This is a genomic window from Microbacterium oryzae, from assembly GCF_009735645.1.
Lineage (GTDB): Bacteria > Actinomycetota > Actinomycetes > Actinomycetales > Microbacteriaceae > Microbacterium > Microbacterium oryzae.
This window is the reverse complement of the sequence record NZ_CP032550.1, coordinates 1,883,433-1,899,607: the sequence shown is the minus strand read 5'-3', so window position 1 is coordinate 1,899,607 and position 16,175 is coordinate 1,883,433. Positions and strand designations below refer to the sequence as shown.

Below are 16,175 nucleotides of genomic sequence, written 5' to 3'. Positions count from 1 at the left end.
GAGAGCGCCAGATTCGGTGGTGCCGAAGTCGCAGTTAGGGCCTTGTATCCCGCAGTTCCGCACCACCGAATCCGAGAGCGCTCGATTCGGTGGTGCCGAACTCGCGTTCAGCGGCGGCTCAGCAGGGTCAGTCCGCGTCAGCCGCGCAGGGTGTCCAGGCCGCGGGCGATGCTGGCGCCCGCGGAGAGCCAGGCGCGCTGGGTCGCGGGGCGGAGCGCGCCGTAGTGCAGCAGCCCGCCGATCATCGCCGGGTCGTACGGGATGCCGACGACGTCGCGGGAGATCGACCGGTACCCGTCGATGACCTTGCGCTGCTCGCTCGGGTGCGCGTTCGGGTCCGCCTGGCTCACGATCGTGACGGCGTTCTGCGCCAGTCGCGCCGAGCGCTCGTCGCGCGAGGCGAGGGCCTCGAGCAGCAGCGCGCCCGCCTCGGCGTGCTCCGCGCGCGACGTGGTCGCCACGACGATCTGGTCGGTGTGGTCGATCATGCGCAGCCACATCGGGTCGGACTCGTCGTTGCCGGAGTCCATGACGATGAGCCGGTAGTACTTCGCGGCGACGGCGTGGATGCGGTCGACATCCGAGGAGTCGAGGCGCTGCCGGCCGGCGAGGACCATCGGCTGCGAGCGCAGCACGTCGAATCGGTCGCGCGTCTGGTGGTGCACGTATCGCGCGAGGTCAGCGGCCTGCGCGCCGGCGGAGAGCAGGTGGTCGGTCTCCGGCAGCAACTCATGCAGCGTGGCCTCGTGCGGACCCTGCTCGGTGCGCCATCCGAGGGTGCCGCGCGTCTGATTGTTGTCCCATGCGAGCACGCCCGCGCCGCCGAAGCGCGCGAACACCGCCGCGGTGAGGATGGTGGCCGGGGTCTTGCCGGAGCCGCCCTTGCCGTTGACGACGGCGATGGTGCGGGGGCCGGCCCAGTGCCGGGCGACGGCCGCGATGTCCTCGCGTTCGGCGAGCTCGGCGGGGCCCGGGGCCACGCGGACGCCCGCGCGGACGAGCGCACCGCGCCAGCCGCGCGTCGCGGGCTCCTCCACGTGCTCGGAGGTCAGGAAGGACTCGCGCGGCCCGGCGTTCCCGGGCTCGGCGGGGGCGGTTGGCGCGGGTACGGCGGTGGGCGCAGGTGCGGCGGCGCGCGTCGGCTGAGCTGCCGCAGCGGGCGCGGGCGCGGGCGCCGGTGCAGCGGCGGCGGGCGAAGCGGGGGCGGCCGGTGCTGGCGCGGCTGCAGGCCGGGGTGCGGCGACCGGGGCGGGAGCAGCGGCCGCGGAACGGGGTGCGGCGACCGGCTGCGGCGCGGGGACGGGCTGCGATGCCGACGCGGGCCGCGGCGCCGCGGCGGGGGAGGAGCCGGCGGCGCCCTCGGAGGAGTCCACGCGGCCGTCGGGGTGGACGACCAGCGGCCAGTCGCCATCCGGCTCGTGCACCATCACGTGCATGGGGGTGTCGAGCATCGCGGCGATCTCCGCCGCGCGTCGCACGATCTCCCGGCGGGCGTCCTCGACGAGGGTGGTGTCGATGGGCTGAGGGGTCTCGTCGACCGTGAGCACGGCGGATCCGTCGGAGCGGATCACCGCCGAGAGCCCGGACCGCGTCGCGTCGTCAAGCATCTGGTCGTCTCCTCGGAGGATTGGCCGACGTGATCGGCGGATGTCCGATTCAGCCTACAGACGTCGCTCGGAAGCAAGGCCAGCAGGCGCCGCCGCCGGCGACGCTCAGAGCTGCCCGGTCCGACGCGCGACGACGACGTCGACCAGTGCTCGCAGGCGGCGGTCGAGCTCCGGGACGTCGAGGTCGAGCCGCAGAGCGGGCGCGAGGGCGTCGGCCCACACCCGGCGGATCCGCGACAGGTTGTCCTCGGCGAGCTGCGTGATGCTGACGACGACGCCGCGTCCGTCGCCGTCCGGCCGAGTGCGCGTGATCAGTCCGAGGTGCTCGAGCTGGCGCAGCGCCTCGCTCACGTTGGGGCGCTTCACGCCCAGTCGGACGCCGATCTCGCTGGGGGAGGACGCCGGATGGTGGTGGACATGACGCAGGACCATCCGCGCCGTGGCCGTGAGGGTGATGATCTCCGAGTCCTCGAGGAGGTGGAGCTCGATTTCACGAGCCAGCGTCAGCACGGCATCTGCGAGATCGGCGAGCTGAGCATCGGCGGCGTCGGACATGTAGACGAGCCTATCCGCCTCGGATGATACGGTTATGCACACATAACTGATTGAGGGGCGTATGAGCACGGGAACGATCGAACAGCCATCCGCACGAGCCCGGAGGGAAGGCGCGATCGGCGTCGGACTCCTGCTGGTGCTGGCGCTGCTGTCAGCAGTGGCGCCATTCGCGACCGACCTCTATCTGCCGGCCTTCCCGCAGATGGCCGCCGACCTGGCGGCCGATGCAACGGGTGTCCAGCTCACGCTGACGGGCTTCCTCATCGGGGTCGCCGCCGGTCAGCTCGTCTTCGGTCCGCTGTCGGACCGCGTCGGTCGTCATGGCCCGCTTCTCGTCGGCGCCGTTGCGCTCGTGCTGTCCAGCGTCGTCGCGATGTTCGCGCCCACGCTGGAGGTGCTCGTGGTGGCGCGGGTCGTGCAGGGGCTCGCCGGGGCTGCGGGCATGGTGCTCGGACGCGCGATCATCTCCGACCTCGCGACCGGCGCCGCGGCCGCCCGCGCGTTCAGCCTCATGATGATCGTCGGCGGAGTGGCCCCCGTGATCGCGCCGCTGGTCGGGGGCCTCATCTCGGGACCGCTCGGGTGGCGCGGAGTGCTGGGCGTGGTCCTCGGGATCGCGGTGCTCATGCTGATGGCCGTCATCCTCGTCGTGCGCGAGACCTCTCCCGCGTCCTCGCGTGTGCGGCAAGCGAACGGGGCGGATGGCGGTGCGCGCGCGCTCCGCACGCGCGGGTACCTCGGCTACGCGTTCGCGTTCGCGTTCGCCTTCGCCGTGATGATGGCCTACATCTCCGCGTCTCCGTTCCTCTATCAGTCGATGATGGGGCTCGACGAGATGCAGTACGGTCTCCTCTTCGGCGTCAACGCGCTCGCCCTCATGCTCACCAGTGCGCTGTCCGCCAGCCTTGCAGCCCGCGTCGCGCCGCGCCGGCTCCTCGGCTGGGGGCTCTCGGGCGCCCTTGTCGGGTCGGTCCTCTTCCTGGTGATCGCTCTGACCGCTGCGCCGGTGTGGCTGCTCGCCGTGGCGGTCTTCCTCGCGATCGCTCCGCTCGGGTTCGTGCTCGGCAACGCCACCGCGCTCGCGCAGGGGGCCGCGCCCGGGGTGGCGGGGATGGCCTCCGCCGTGCTCGGCGCGCTGCAGTTCGGCCTCGCGGCGCTCGTCTCGCCGCTCGTGGGGCTCGGCGGCGAGACGACCGCGGTGCCGTGCGGTCTCGTGATGGCAGTGTCGGCCATCGTCGCTCTGGCGGCCTTCCGCGTGGCTGGGCGGAGCGCCTGAAGCCCTACCCGCGGTGACGCGCCCTTTCTGATAGGTAAAGAGTCGCGTTTCTTGCGTCGTCGCTTCGCGGAAAGAAACATCTCGACCGCCCTACCGTGGAACCACGGAGGATGCGGGCACGGGTGCCCGCCGATCGAAGGAGACGACCAGCGTGAGCCAGCAGTTCGAAGCCCGCCGTGCCGAGTGGATCGCGCGGGAGGAGCTCGCTGAGCGGATGATCCCGCTGATCGGGCGCCTGTACCGCGAGCTGGGAGTGGTCACGTCCATCCACGGTCGTCGCCTGCTGAACATCTCGCCGGTCGAGATCCTGCGCACGCACCGCGACACCCGCGAGCACGGCGGCGACGCGCTGCGTCCGGAGAAGACCTTCGCCGTGCTCGAGGCGCTGGAAGCGCTCCGCCCCGGGCCCGCCTCGGTCGACGTGGCGCGTCTCGTCGCGCGGTTCGACGCGCGCGGCGGCTCGTACGGCACGACGGACCTCGTGGACTTCCTCCGCCAGGAGCTCGCGCCCGTGCTCGAGGCGCGCGACGCGAAGCCGACGGACGTCGTCCTCTACGGCTTCGGACGGATCGGGCGGCTGCTCGCGCGGATCCTCGTCGCCCACCAGGGCGACGGCTCGGGCCTCCGGCTGCGGGCCGTGGTCGTCCGCCGCGGCTCGGAGAACGACCTCCTCAAGCGCGCGAGCCTGCTGCGCCGCGACTCGGTGCACGGCCCCTTCGCCGGCGCCATCGAGGTCGACGAGGAGAATGACACCCTCCTCGCCAACGGCACGCTCATCCAGTTCATCTACGCGAACGACCCCGCCGAGGTCGACTACACGCGCTACGGCATCGAGGACGCGATCGTCGTCGACAACACCGGGCGCTGGCGCGACGAGGAGGGCCTCGGGCAGCACCTCCGCGCCCGCGGCGTCTCTCGAGTGCTCCTCACGGCGCCCGGCAAGGGCGCGATCAAGAACATCGTCTCCGGCATCAACAGCGACGATATCTCGGCCGACGACGTCATCCTGTCGGCGGCGTCGTGCACGACGAACGCGATCACGCCGATGCTCGCGGCCGTCGACGAGGCGTTCGGCATCCGCCACGGGCACGTCGAGACCGTGCACTCCTACACGAACGACCAGAACCTCATCGACAACTTCCACAAGGGCGACCGTCGTGGCCGCTCCGCCGCGCTCAACATGGTCATCGCCGAGACCGGAGCCGCGAAGGCCGTCGCCAAGGCGCTGCCGCAGCTGGCGGGTCGCCTGTCGGGCAGCGCCATCCGCGTCCCCACCCCGGATGTCTCCCTGGCCATCCTCAACCTGCAGCTCGCGCGGCCGACGACCAAGGACGAGGTCAACGCCTTCCTGCGGCAGACCTCGCTCACCTCGCCGCTGCGTCAGCAGATCGACTACGTCGAGTCGCCCGAGGTGGTCTCGACGGACTTCGTCGGCAGCAACCGCGCCGGCATCGTCGACGGCCTCGCGACGATCGCGGGCGAGGAGAGCGTCGTGCTCTATGTCTGGTACGACAACGAGTACGGATACTCGTGCCAGGTGGTGCGAGTGCTGGAGAAGATGGCGAACGTGCACCCGACGATCCTCCCGGTGCGCGAGCCGGTCGTGCTGGGGGCGGAGCCCGTTCCGGTCTGAGCCCGCGCGCGGCCGGGGCTCGCCCGGCCGCCGCCCTGGCCGCCGCTACTTCGCGACGAGCGTCGTCTCGAAGCTGTACATGTCGGGCCGGTAGCAGTGGTGCCCGAATTCGACGGCGCGTCCTGACGAGTCGTAGGCGACGCGCTCCATCGTGAGCAGCGGCCCGCCCTTGTCGACGTCGAGCAGCTCCGCCTCGTCGCCGTGCTCGCGCCGCGCGCCGATGCGCTGCTTGGCGACCCGGATGGTCACGCCGCGCGATCGCAGGATCTGGTACAGCCCCTGCTCTTCGAGGAGCTCGAGGGAGATGTCGGCGAAGTCGCTGGGCAGCCAGTTCTCCAGCAGCGCGACCGGCACGCCGTCGGTGCTGCGCTGGCGGCGGAGGTACAGCGCCTCGGAGCCGACCGGCACGCCCAGCTGCTCGGCGACGTCGGCGGGCGCCGCGCGGAGGTCGCGCGTGAGCACGCGCGTCGTGGGCGCGTGCTGCGTGTTCTGCAGGTCCTCGTAGAGACTCGTCAGCTCGACCTGCCGGGTGACCTGACCCTGCACGACCTGCGTGCCGATCCCGCGGCGGCGGACGAGAAGGCCCTTGTCGACGAGCTCCTGGATGGCGCGGCGCACGGTCGGGCGCGACAGCCCGAGGCGGTGGCCGATCTCGATCTCGTTCTCGAGGCGCGCGCCGGCGGGGATGGTCCCGTTGCGGATGGCCGCCTCGAGCCGGCTGGACACCTGGAAGTAGAGGGGCACCGGGCCCGTCCGCTCGAGATCGGCGAACAGTTCGTCTGGCCACACTGCCGGCTCTGCCATGAGGGCGCTCCTTCTCGGCCGTCGCTCGGCCTTTGTTGGGACAACGTTACTAGGCCCGGTCTTTGTCATGTCGAACTTCCCCCTTGCGCGTCGGCCTGCTTGTGATATTGTCATGACATAGACGTAAGCCGGGCGGAGCCGCCCAGTCAGGACAACGGAGCATGACGATGAGCAACTCACCCGACGTTCTCGCGATCGGCCGCCTCGGCGTCGACATCTACCCGCTGCAGGACGGTGTCGGACTCGAGAAGGTCGAGACCTTCGGCAAGTACCTCGGCGGAACCGCCGGCAACGTGACCGTCGCCGCCGCGCGCTACGGGCACCACTCGGCGCTCGTGTCCCGCGTGGGAGACGACCCCTTCGGTCGCTATCTCCTCGGCGAGCTGACGCGCCTCGGCGTCGACAACCGCTACGTGGCGACCGACCCGACGCTGAACACCCCGGTCACGTTCTGCGAGATCTTCCCGCCGGACGACTTCCCGCTCTACTTCTACCGGGAGCCCAAGGCTCCCGACATGAACGTCGACGCCGCGCAGATCGACCTCGACGCCGTGCGCGACGCCCGCATCTTCTGGTTCACGACGACGGGCCTGAGCGAGGAGCCGAGCCGCGAGGCGCACCACACCGCCCTCGCCGCCCGCGAGCGTCGGACCCACACCATCCTCGACCTCGACTACCGCCCGATGTTCTGGGAGGACCCCTCGCTCGCGACCGAGCAGATCGGGCAGGTGCTCGACAAGGTCACCGTCGCCGTCGGCAACCGCGAGGAGTGTCAGGTCGCGGTCGGCGAGACCGAGCCGCAGCGCGCGGCCGACGCGCTCCTCGAGCGGGGCGTCGAGATCGCCATCGTCAAGCAGGGCCCCAAGGGCGTGCTCGCGAAGACCCGCGATGAGGTCGTCCAGGTGCCCGTCCACGCGGTCGAGGTCATCAACGGCCTCGGCGCCGGCGACGCCTTCGGCGGCGCCCTCTGCCACGGCCTCCTCGAAGGATGGGGTCTGGAGCGCACGCTGCGCTTCGCCAACGTCGCCGGAGCCGTCGTCGCATCGCGTCGCGAGTGCTCCACCGCCATGCCCACGGCCGAAGAGGTCGAGAACCTGCTGCAGGGAGCCTGAGATGACCACACTCACCGAGGCCGACTTCGCGCGTCTGCGCGACATCCGCGCGCAGCGCCCGCACGAGATCGGCGAGGCCTTCTCCTCGCGCCGTCGTCGCGACGTGCTGCAGGGCGACGGCCGCCTGTTCATCATCGCCGCCGACCACCCGGCCCGCGGGGCCCTCGCGGTCGGCAGCGAAGCCACCGCAATGGCGAACCGCTACACGCTGCTCGAGCGCCTCGCGACCGCCCTCAGCCACCCCGGCGTCGACGGCGTGCTCGGCACCCCCGACATCATCGACGACCTCGCGGCCCTCGGCCTCCTCGACGACAAGGTCGTCGTGGGCTCGATGAACCGCGGCGGACTGCGCGGCGCCTCGTTCGAGATGGACGACCGCTACGGCGCGTACGACGTGGCGACGATGAGCGCCAAGGGCATCGACTTCGCCAAGACGCTCATCCGCGTGAACCTCGACGACCCGGGCACCGCCCCCACGCTCGAGGCGACGGCGAAGGCCGTGGGCGAGGCCGCCGCCGCGCGGCTGCCCATCATGCTCGAGCCGTTCATGAGCCACTGGCGCGATGGCCGGATCGTGAACGACCTCTCGACCGACGCCGTGATCCTCTCGGTCGCGATTGCGTCGGGCCTCGGCGCCGACAGCTCCTACACGTGGATGAAGCTGCCGGTCGTCGACGACATGGAGCGCGTCATGGCCGCGACCACCATGCCCACGCTGCTGCTCGGCGGCGACTCCGGTGCCGACCCCGATGAGACGTTCGCCGCCTGGGAGGGCGCTCTCGCGCTGCCCGGCGTCAAGGGCCTCACCGTCGGCCGCACCCTCCTCTACCCGCCCGACGGCGACGTCGCCGCGGCCGTCGACACGGCGGCCCGTCTCGTGCACACCTCGCTGCCCGCCGCCGTCTGACGCATCCGCCCCACCTCACCGAAGGACATCTCATGACCAACACCATCGGACACTGGATCGACGGCGCGCACCGCGCCTCGCGCTCGGGCCGCACCGCGCCGGTCTACAACCCCGCCACCGGCGCCCAGAGCGCCGAGCTCTCCCTCGCCGACGCCGCCGAGATCGAGGAGGCCCTCGCCTCCGCGCAGCGCGGCTTCGAGGTCTGGAGCCGCCTGTCGATGGCCAAGCGCCAGACGGTCATGTTCGCGTTCCGCGAGCTGCTGAACGCGCGCAAGAAGGAGCTCGCGGCGATCATCACCGCCGAGCACGGCAAGGTGCTCTCCGACGCGATGGGCGAGATCCTCCGCGGCCAGGAGGTCGTCGAGCTCGCCACCGGGTTCCCGCACCTCATCAAGGGCGCCTTCAGCGAGAACGCCTCCACGGGCATCGACGTCTACTCGATCAAGCAGCCCCTGGGCGTCGTGGGCATCATCAGCCCGTTCAACTTCCCCGCGATGGTCCCGATGTGGTTCTTCCCCGTCGCGATAGCGGCCGGCAACTCGGTCGTCCTCAAGCCCAGCGAGAAGGACCCCTCCGCGGCGCTGTGGATGGCCGAGCTGTGGAAGGAGGCCGGTCTCCCCGACGGCGTCTTCACCGTTCTCCAGGGCGACAAGGAGGCCGTCGACGGCCTCCTGACCGACCCCCGCGTGCAGTCGATCTCGTTCGTCGGGTCGACCCCCATCGCGCAGTACATCTACGAGACGGCCTCCAAGCACGGCAAGCGCGTGCAGGCCCTCGGCGGCGCGAAGAACCACATGCTGGTCCTCCCCGACGCCGACCTCGACCTCGTCGCCGACCAGGCCGTGAACGCGGGCTACGGCGCGGCCGGCGAGCGCTGCATGGCGGTCTCGGTCGTTCTGGCCGTCGAGCCGGTGGCCGACGAGCTCATCGCGAAGATCTCCGAGCGCATCGCCAACCTCCGCATCGGCAACGGCGCGGGCGTCGACGGCGTCGAGCCCGACATGGGCCCGCTCATCACGGCGCAGCACCGCGACAAGGTCGCCGGCTATGTCGACATCGCCGAAGCGGATGGCGCGAAGATCGTCGTCGACGGACGCGACTTCCGCGTGGACGGCCACGAGGACGGGTTCTTCTTCGGCCCGACCCTCATCGACGAGCTGCCCACGACGTCGCGCGCCTACCAGGAGGAGATCTTCGGCCCCGTGCTGCAGGTCATCCGCGTGGAGAGCTTCCAGGAGGGCGTCGACCTGATCAACTCCGGTCAGTTCGGCAACGGCACCGCGATCTTCACCAACGACGGGGGAGCGGCTCGCCGCTTCCAGCACGAGATCCAGGTCGGCATGATCGGCATCAACGTGCCGATCCCCGTGCCGGTCGCGTACCACTCGTTCGGCGGCTGGAAGGCCTCGCTCTTCGGCGACGCGAAGGCGTACGGTGTGCACGGGTTCGACTTCTTCACGCGTGAGAAGGCGATCACGAGCCGCTGGCTCGACCCCGCCACGCACGGCGGCATCAACCTGGGCTTCCCCCAGAACGACTGACGGGCTCCAGCCCCCGGACGTTGAGCTCCGGGGGCTCCAGCCCCGGACGTTGAGCTCCGGGGGCTCCAGCCCCCGGACGTTGAGCGAGCGAAGCGAGACGAAACGCCGTGAGCCGATCTCGAGACGCGGTCACCGCGTTTCGTCTCGCTCGTTCCTCGCTCGCTCAACGTCCGGCAGGGGCTCAACGTCCGACCGCGGGTAGACGACCACCAAGGAGAGACACGCACATGACCGAACAGCGCTGGTTCCACACCCGGGGCGCGCTCGCGCGCGACGGCTGGGAGACCGTCGTCGACGGGTCGATCGAGGGATGGGCCCACACCGGCCTGCGCGTCGCGCGGCTGGAGGCGGGGGAGGAGCTCGCGCTCGAGGCCGGCGTCGAGAAGCTCGTCGTGCCGCTGTCCGGCTCGTTCGCGCTCCGTGTCAGCGAGGGCGGGAGCGATGACGAGATCGCCCTCGCGGGTCGTCCGTCGGTGTTCCACGGTCCGACCGACGTGGCGTACCTCTCCAGCGCGGCCACGGCCATCCTGAGCGGCGAAGGCCGCGTGGCGGTCGCGACCTCGCCGACCGACGAGGTCTTCCCGACGCGGGTCATCCCGGCCGCGGACACCCCGGTCGAGCTGCGGGGCGCGGGGGCGTCCAGCCGTCAGGTGCACAACTTCGGCACGCCGCAGGCGCTCGACGCCGCGCGGTTCATCGTGTGCGAGGTCATCACCCCGGCGGAGAACTGGTCGTCGTACCCGCCGCACAAGCACGACGAGCACAAGCCCGGCCACGAGTCGCGTCTTGAGGAGATCTACTACTTCGAGACCGCGCCGTCCCGCGTGGGCGGCGAGAAGGGCACGCAGGAGGCGTCCTTTGGCATGTTCAGCACCTACTCGTCGCCGGCCGGCGCGATCGACATCAACGCGCAGGTGCGCACGGGCGACGTCGCCCTCGTCCCGTTCGGCTACCACGGCCCCGCCGTGGCGGCCCCCGGGTACGACCTCTACTACCTCAACGTGATGGCGGGCCCCGATGCGGAGCGCGCCTGGCTGATCAGCGACGACCCGGGACACGCCTGGGTGCGCGAGACCTGGGAGGGTCAGGAGTTCGACTCCCGCCTCCCCTACGAGAAAGGCTGACCCATGGGCGGCACCAAGCGGATGACCGTGAGCCAGGCGCTCGTCGAGTTCCTGGCGCACCAGTGGACCGTCGACGGCGACCACCGCGAGCGGACGATCCCCGGCGTCTTCGGCATCTTCGGCCACGGCAACGTCGCCGGCATCGGCCAGGCGCTCAAGCAGTTCAATCACGAGCAGCCCGAGCTCATGCCGTACTACCAGGCCCGCAACGAGCAGGCGATGGTGCACCAGGCCGTCGGCTACGCGCGCATGCACCGCCGCCTGGGCACCTACGCCTCGGCGGCCTCCGTGGGCCCGGGCGCGGCCAACATGCTCACCGGCGCGGCGCTCGCCACGGCCAACCGGCTCCCGGCGCTGCTGCTGCCGAGCGACACGTTCGCCACGCGCGTGGCGGACCCCGTGCTGCAGCAGCTCGAGCACCCGCACGACCTGGGCATCCAGGTGACCGACGCCTTCCGCCCGGTCTCGCGCTTCTTCGACCGCGTGCAGCGCCCCGAGCAGCTGTTCTCCATCGCGCTCGCCGCGATGCGCGTGCTGACCGACCCCGCCGAGACCGGCGCCGTGACGATCGCCCTCCCCGAGGACGTGCAGGCCGAGGCGCTCGACGTGCCGCTGGAGTTCCTGCAGGATCGCGAGTGGCGCATCCGCCGGCCGCGCCCGGATCGCGACGCGTTCGCCCAGGCCGTGCAGGCCATCCGCGCCGCCAAGCGCCCCTTCCTCGTCGCCGGCGGCGGCGTCCTCTACTCCGACGCGGAGCGCGAGCTGCGCGCGTTCGTCGAGGCCACGGGCATCCCGGTCGGCACCTCGCAGGCCGGCGGCGGCGTCCTCAACTGGGACCACCCGCAGAACCTCGGCGGCGTCGGCGCGACCGGCACGCTCGCCGCCAACCGCCTCGCGGCGGAAGCCGACGTCGTGATCGGCATCGGCACGCGCTACAGCGACTTCACCACGGCCTCGCGCACGGCGTTCCAGAACCCCGACGTCACGTTCGTGAACATCAACGTCGCGGCGTTCGACGCCTACAAGCACGGCACCCAGTTGCCCGTCATCGCCGACGCCCGCGAGGCGCTCGACGAGCTCATCGCCGCACTGCCCGACCTCCGCGTCGACGGCGAGTACGCCGAGCGCATCGCGCGCGAGAAGGCGGAGTGGGATGCGACGGTGGACGCGGCGTTCGCGCCGTCCGGCCTCGCCCTGCCCGGTCAGCCGGAGATCATCGGCGCCGTGCAGCAGGCGAGCGACCCGCAGGACGTCGTCGTGCAGGCCGCCGGCTCGCTTCCGGGCGACCTCCACAAGCTGTGGCGCGTCCGCGACCCGCTCGGCTACCACGTCGAATACGCGTTCTCGTGCATGGGCTACGAGATCGCCGGCGGCATCGGCGTGAAGCGCGGCGCGGTCGAGTCCGGCTCCGAGCGCGACGTCATCGTCATGGTCGGCGACGGCTCGTACCTCATGCTCAACACCGAGCTCGTCACGGCCGTGGCGGAGGGCATCAAGATCATCGTGGTCCTCATCCAGAACCACGGCTACGCCTCGATCGGCCACCTCTCCGAGACGGTCGGCTCCGAACGCTTCGGCACGAAGTACCGCGCCTACGACCCGCAGGCACGCAACTTCCAGGGCGAGGACGTGCTCCCCGTCGACCTCGCGATGAACGCGCGCAGCTACGGCCTCGACGTCATCGAGATCGAGCCGACCGAGTCCGCCGTCGACGACCTCCGCGCCGCCATGGCGCAGGCGAAGGCATCCGACCGCTCCACGGTCATCCACATCAACAGCGACCCGCAGATCTACGCTCCCGACGGAGCGGGATGGTGGGACGTGCCGGTGGCGCAGGTCTCGACGCTCGACTCCACGCAGAGCGCGCGCGTCGAGTACGAGGAGCAGGCGAAGCTGCAGAAGCCACTCCTCGGCTGAACTGCATGTATGTTTGTCAAGACAATTAGTCGATCAATGAAGAGGACACGATGAGCACCGGACTCCGCATCGGCACCGCACCCGACTCGTGGGGCGTGTGGTACCCCGAGCACCCGCGCCAGATCCCCTGGGACCGCTTCCTGGACGAGGTCCAGAAGGCCGGCTACAACTGGATCGAGCTGGGCCCGTACGGCTACCTGCCGACCGACCCGAACCAGCTGCAGGACGAGCTCGCCAAGCGCGATCTAAAGCTGTCGGCGGGGACGGTGTTCACCGGGTTCCACAAGGGCGAGGAGCAGTGGCAGCGCGCCTGGGACCAGGCCGTGCAGGTCGCCGGTCTCGCGGCGGCCGTCGGCGCCGAGCACATGGTCGTCATCCCCGACCTGTGGCGCTCCGACCTGACGGGCGAGGCGCTCGAGGCACGCACCCTCGACGCCGAGCAGTGGGACAAGCTCGCCAAGGGCCACGACCGGCTCGGCAAGGCGCTGCTCGAGGAGTACGGCGTCAAGCAGCAGTTCCACTCGCACGCCGACAGCCACGTCGGCACGCGCGGCGAGGTCGTGCGCCTGCTCGAGCTCACCGACCCGCAGTACCTCAACCTGTGCCTCGACACCGGCCACTACGCGTACTACGGCGGCGACAACCTGCGCCTCATCCAGGAGCACCCCGAGCGCATCGGGTACCTGCACCTGAAGCAGATCGACCCGGAGTACCGCTTCGAGGTGCTGAAGAACGACATCGCGTTCGCGGACTCCGCGATCGACGTCATGGTGGAGCCGCCCGCCGGCATCCCCGAGTTCGGCCCGATCATCGAGGCCGTCGCGGCCATCGACCCGGAGATCTTCGCGATCGTCGAGCAGGACATGCCCGGCGTCGACATCGACCTCCCGCTCGGCATCGCCACCCGCACCCGGCAGCACATCTTCGGCTGCACGTCCTTCGCACGCACCCGTTGACGCCCGCGTCAGAACCAGGAGACATCATGAGCCAGGACCTCCGCATCGGCGTCGTCGGCGCCGGCATGATGGGCGCAGACCACATCGCCCGCATCACCCACCGCATCAGCGGCGCCTTCGTCTCGGCGATCATCGAGCCCGACGCCGCCCGCGCGGCGGCCGCGGCCGAGAACGCGCCGGGGTCGCAGACCTTCTCGCGCATCGAGGACGCGATCGAGGCCGGCGCCGTCGACGCCGTGCTCATCGCGACGCCCGGTCAGTTCCACCAGCCGGTGCTCGAGCCCGCGCTCGCGGCCCGCCTGCCGATTTTGTGCGAGAAGCCGCTCACGCAGGACTCGACGACCTCCGCTCAGATCCTCGAGCTCGAGCAGAAGCTCGACCGCCCGCACATCCAGGTCGGCTTCATGCGCCGCTTCGACGCCGAGTACGAGCAGCTGCGTCAGCTCATCGTCTCGGGCGAGGCCGGCGAGCTGCTCATGCTCCGCGGCGTGCACCGCAACCCGAGCGTGCCCGACTCCTACTCGCAGAAGATGCTCATCACGGACTCCGTCGTGCACGAGTTCGACGTCGTGCCGTGGCTCGCGGGCTCGCCCATCAAGACCGTCGAGGTCAAGTACCCGCGCCGCAACGACCTCTCGCCCGAGCGTCTGCGCGAGCCGATCCTCGTGCTCATGGAGCTCGAGAACGGCGTGCACGTCGACGTCGAGATGAACGTGAGCGTGCAGTTTGGCTACCAGGTCGGCACGGAGGCCGTGTTCCAGCAGGGCGTGGCCCGCATCGGTCAGCCTTCGGGGCTGCAGCTGTGGCAGGCCGGTCGCGTGTCGACCGCCGAGCACCAGAGCTTCACCACGCGCTTCGCCGCGGCCTACGACAACGAGATCCAGCGCTGGGTGGACGCCGTCCGCGACGGCCGCCTCGTCGACGGCCCGAACGCCTGGGACGGCTACCTCGTCGCCCTCGCGTGCGAGGCCGGCGTGCGCGCCCTCGAGGGCGGCATCCACACGGTCGACGCCGCCGAGCGCCCGGCTTTCTACGCCTGACCCGGCCGCCGACATCCGCTGCGAAGGAGAACACCGATGGTGCGCATCGCCCTCGACCCCACGCCGTACAACGACTCCGTCCACCTGCTGGACTTCCCGGACCTCGTGGCCCGGCTGGGGTACGAGTACCTCCAGCTGACCCCGAACCCGGACTTCGGCCGCCACTTCCACCACCCCAAGGTGGACTCGGCGATGATCCGCACGCTGCGCAAGCGCGCATCGGACGCCGGCGTGACCATCACGTCGGTGCTGCCGGTGCAGCGGTTCTCGTGGCCGGAGGAGCCGCAGCGTGAGGCCGGCGTGCGCAACATGAAGCGGTACATCCGCGTGGCCGCCGAGCTCGGCGCCCCCGTGGTGAACACCGAGTTCTCGGGGCGCCCCGAGCGCGAGGAGGACTCCGAGGCCGCGTTCTACCGGTCGATGGAGGAGCTCCTCCCCGTGCTCGAGCAGGAGGGCGTGACGCTGAACATCGACCCGCACCCCGACGACTTCGTCGAGGACGGGCTCGAGGCGTGGCGCATCATCCGCGCGCTCGACACCCCCCGCGTGGGCTTCGTCTACGTCGCCGCGCACACGTTCCACTACGGCGACCGGGCAGCCACGCTGCTGCCCGAGGTGGGGGAGCGCCTCGGCGCGGTGTACGCCGCCGACTCGTTCGACCACCACCGCTCGCACGGCCTGCGGTACATCTCCAACCCTCCCGGCAACGCGGCGCGGGTGCACCAGCACCTCAACATCGGCGACGGCGACGTGGACTGGGCGGAGCTGTTCGGCACGCTGAAGCAGATCGGCTACTTCGACCGCGAGGACGCCCTCATCGTGTCGAACGTGTTCGCCGAGGACGAGAACGCCGACGCGTCGGCGCACCACCAGCTGCAGAGGCTGCGCGAGCTCGTCGGATGACCTGGGCGCGCTACCCGTACGACGGCACCCGGGTGCTCGTCACGGGAGCGGGCACCGGCATCGGCGCGGCGATCACACGCGCGTTCCTCGAGCAGGGAGCGCGGGTGGCCCTCATCGGGCGCACCCGCGCGACCCTCGAGGAGACCGCGGCGGTCGCCCCTTCGCGCGCCCTCGTGGTGGTGGCGGATGTCGCCACGCGCCAGGGTGTGGAGAGTGCGGTCGCCGAGGTGCTCGCGGCCTGGGGCGGCCTCGACGTCGTCATCGCCAACGCCGGTCTCAGCGAGCACGGGGCCATCTCCGACCTCGACGACGCGTCGTGGGAGCGGATGCGCTCGCTGAATCTCGACGGGACCCTGTTCCTCGCGCGGGCGAGCATGCCCCACCTGCGCGACGCGCGCGGCACGTTCCTCGCCATCACGTCCATCGCGGGTCTCGGCGGCGACTGGGCGCAGCCCGGCTACAGCGCGACGAAGGCCGCCGTGAACGCCCTCGTGCAGACCATGGCGATCGACGAGGGCCGCTCCGGCGTGCGCGTCAACGCCATCGCACCCGGCTTCACGCGCACCGCCCAGACCGCCGAGCGCCTCGACGACCCCGCATTCCACGCGCACCTCGTCGACCGGCTCGCGCTGGACCGCGCGGCCGAGCCCGCCGAGGTGGCGGCCGCGGCTCTGTTCCTCGCGAGCCCCGACGCGTCGTACATCACCGGGGCGATCCTCCCCGTCGACGGCGGCACCACCGCGTCCATCGGAACGCCCCGCCCACCTGCCTGACGAGACCCGATCACGACGAAGGACCAT

14 protein-coding genes are annotated in these 16,175 nt (G+C 71.0%); 11 read left to right on the top strand and 3 right to left on the bottom strand.

Annotated features, from left to right (window positions below):
• Nucleotides 1–137: 137 nt before the first annotated feature.
• Both D7D94_RS08840 and D7D94_RS08835 read right to left on the bottom strand, forming a co-directional pair.
• Complete coding sequence (locus D7D94_RS08840) at nt 138–1,607, bottom strand: MinD/ParA family ATP-binding protein (protein WP_156242266.1); 1,470 nt, start codon at nt 1,605–1,607, stop codon at nt 138–140.
• A 105-nt stretch (nt 1,608–1,712) separates the two neighbouring features.
• A complete protein-coding gene (locus D7D94_RS08835) occupies nt 1,713–2,162 on the bottom strand; it encodes a MarR family winged helix-turn-helix transcriptional regulator (protein ID WP_156242265.1) in 450 nt (149 codons plus the stop codon).
• A 61-nt stretch (nt 2,163–2,223) separates the two neighbouring features.
• Between D7D94_RS08835 and D7D94_RS08830 the strand changes: the two genes are divergently transcribed.
• Both D7D94_RS08830 and D7D94_RS08825 read left to right on the top strand, forming a co-directional pair.
• A complete protein-coding gene (locus tag D7D94_RS08830; protein ID WP_156242264.1) occupies nt 2,224–3,438 on the top strand; it encodes a multidrug effflux MFS transporter in 1,215 nt (404 codons plus the stop codon).
• Nucleotides 3,439–3,589: 151 nt separating this feature from the next.
• A complete protein-coding gene (locus tag D7D94_RS08825; protein WP_156242263.1) occupies nt 3,590–5,071 on the top strand; it encodes a glyceraldehyde-3-phosphate dehydrogenase in 1,482 nt (493 codons plus the stop codon).
• A 45-nt stretch (nt 5,072–5,116) separates the two neighbouring features.
• On the opposite strand, the gene D7D94_RS08820 is transcribed toward D7D94_RS08825, so the two are convergent.
• Nucleotides 5,117–5,875, bottom strand: coding sequence for a GntR family transcriptional regulator (locus tag D7D94_RS08820; protein ID WP_156242262.1), 759 nt, complete (start codon nt 5,873–5,875; stop codon nt 5,117–5,119).
• Between the two features lie 167 nt (nt 5,876–6,042).
• Between D7D94_RS08820 and iolC the strand changes: the two genes are divergently transcribed.
• The 9 genes from iolC to D7D94_RS08775 all read left to right on the top strand — a co-directional run bounded on the left by iolC (nt 6,043) and on the right by D7D94_RS08775 (nt 16,148).
• Nucleotides 6,043–6,987 carry a 5-dehydro-2-deoxygluconokinase gene (gene iolC, locus D7D94_RS08815; RefSeq protein WP_216648647.1) on the top strand — a complete coding sequence of 315 codons (945 nt, stop codon included), beginning with the start codon at nt 6,043–6,045 and terminating at the stop codon, nt 6,985–6,987.
• Nucleotide 6,988: 1 nt separating this feature from the next.
• Nucleotides 6,989–7,894, top strand: a complete 906-nt coding sequence (locus D7D94_RS08810) for a class I fructose-bisphosphate aldolase (protein ID WP_173024264.1) — start codon at nt 6,989–6,991, stop codon at nt 7,892–7,894.
• A 32-nt stretch (nt 7,895–7,926) separates the two neighbouring features.
• Nucleotides 7,927–9,435, top strand: a complete 1,509-nt coding sequence (locus D7D94_RS08805) for a CoA-acylating methylmalonate-semialdehyde dehydrogenase (protein ID WP_156242260.1) — start codon at nt 7,927–7,929, stop codon at nt 9,433–9,435.
• A 227-nt stretch (nt 9,436–9,662) separates the two neighbouring features.
• Entirely contained in the window at nt 9,663–10,559 is an 897-nt protein-coding gene (gene iolB / locus D7D94_RS08800) for a 5-deoxy-glucuronate isomerase (protein WP_156242259.1), read from the top strand.
• Nucleotides 10,560–10,562: 3 nt separating this feature from the next.
• On the top strand, nt 10,563–12,476 hold the full coding sequence (gene iolD / locus D7D94_RS08795; protein ID WP_156242258.1) for a 3D-(3,5/4)-trihydroxycyclohexane-1,2-dione acylhydrolase (decyclizing): 1,914 nt from the start codon (nt 10,563–10,565) through the stop codon (nt 12,474–12,476).
• Nucleotides 12,477–12,526: 50 nt separating this feature from the next.
• Nucleotides 12,527–13,432: a sugar phosphate isomerase/epimerase family protein gene (locus D7D94_RS08790; protein WP_156242257.1), complete on the top strand. Its 906-nt coding sequence runs from the start codon at nt 12,527–12,529 to the stop codon at nt 13,430–13,432.
• A 26-nt stretch (nt 13,433–13,458) separates the two neighbouring features.
• Nucleotides 13,459–14,472, top strand: coding sequence for a Gfo/Idh/MocA family protein (locus tag D7D94_RS08785; RefSeq protein WP_156242256.1), 1,014 nt, complete (start codon nt 13,459–13,461; stop codon nt 14,470–14,472).
• 36 nt (nt 14,473–14,508) lie between these two features.
• Nucleotides 14,509–15,375, top strand: a complete 867-nt coding sequence (locus D7D94_RS08780) for a sugar phosphate isomerase/epimerase family protein (RefSeq protein WP_156242255.1) — start codon at nt 14,509–14,511, stop codon at nt 15,373–15,375.
• Nucleotides 15,372–16,148: an SDR family NAD(P)-dependent oxidoreductase gene (locus D7D94_RS08775; protein ID WP_156242254.1), complete on the top strand. Its 777-nt coding sequence runs from the start codon at nt 15,372–15,374 to the stop codon at nt 16,146–16,148. Before D7D94_RS08780 ends, D7D94_RS08775 begins: the two co-directional genes overlap by 4 nt.
• The last annotated feature ends 27 nt before the right edge of the window (nt 16,149–16,175 follow it).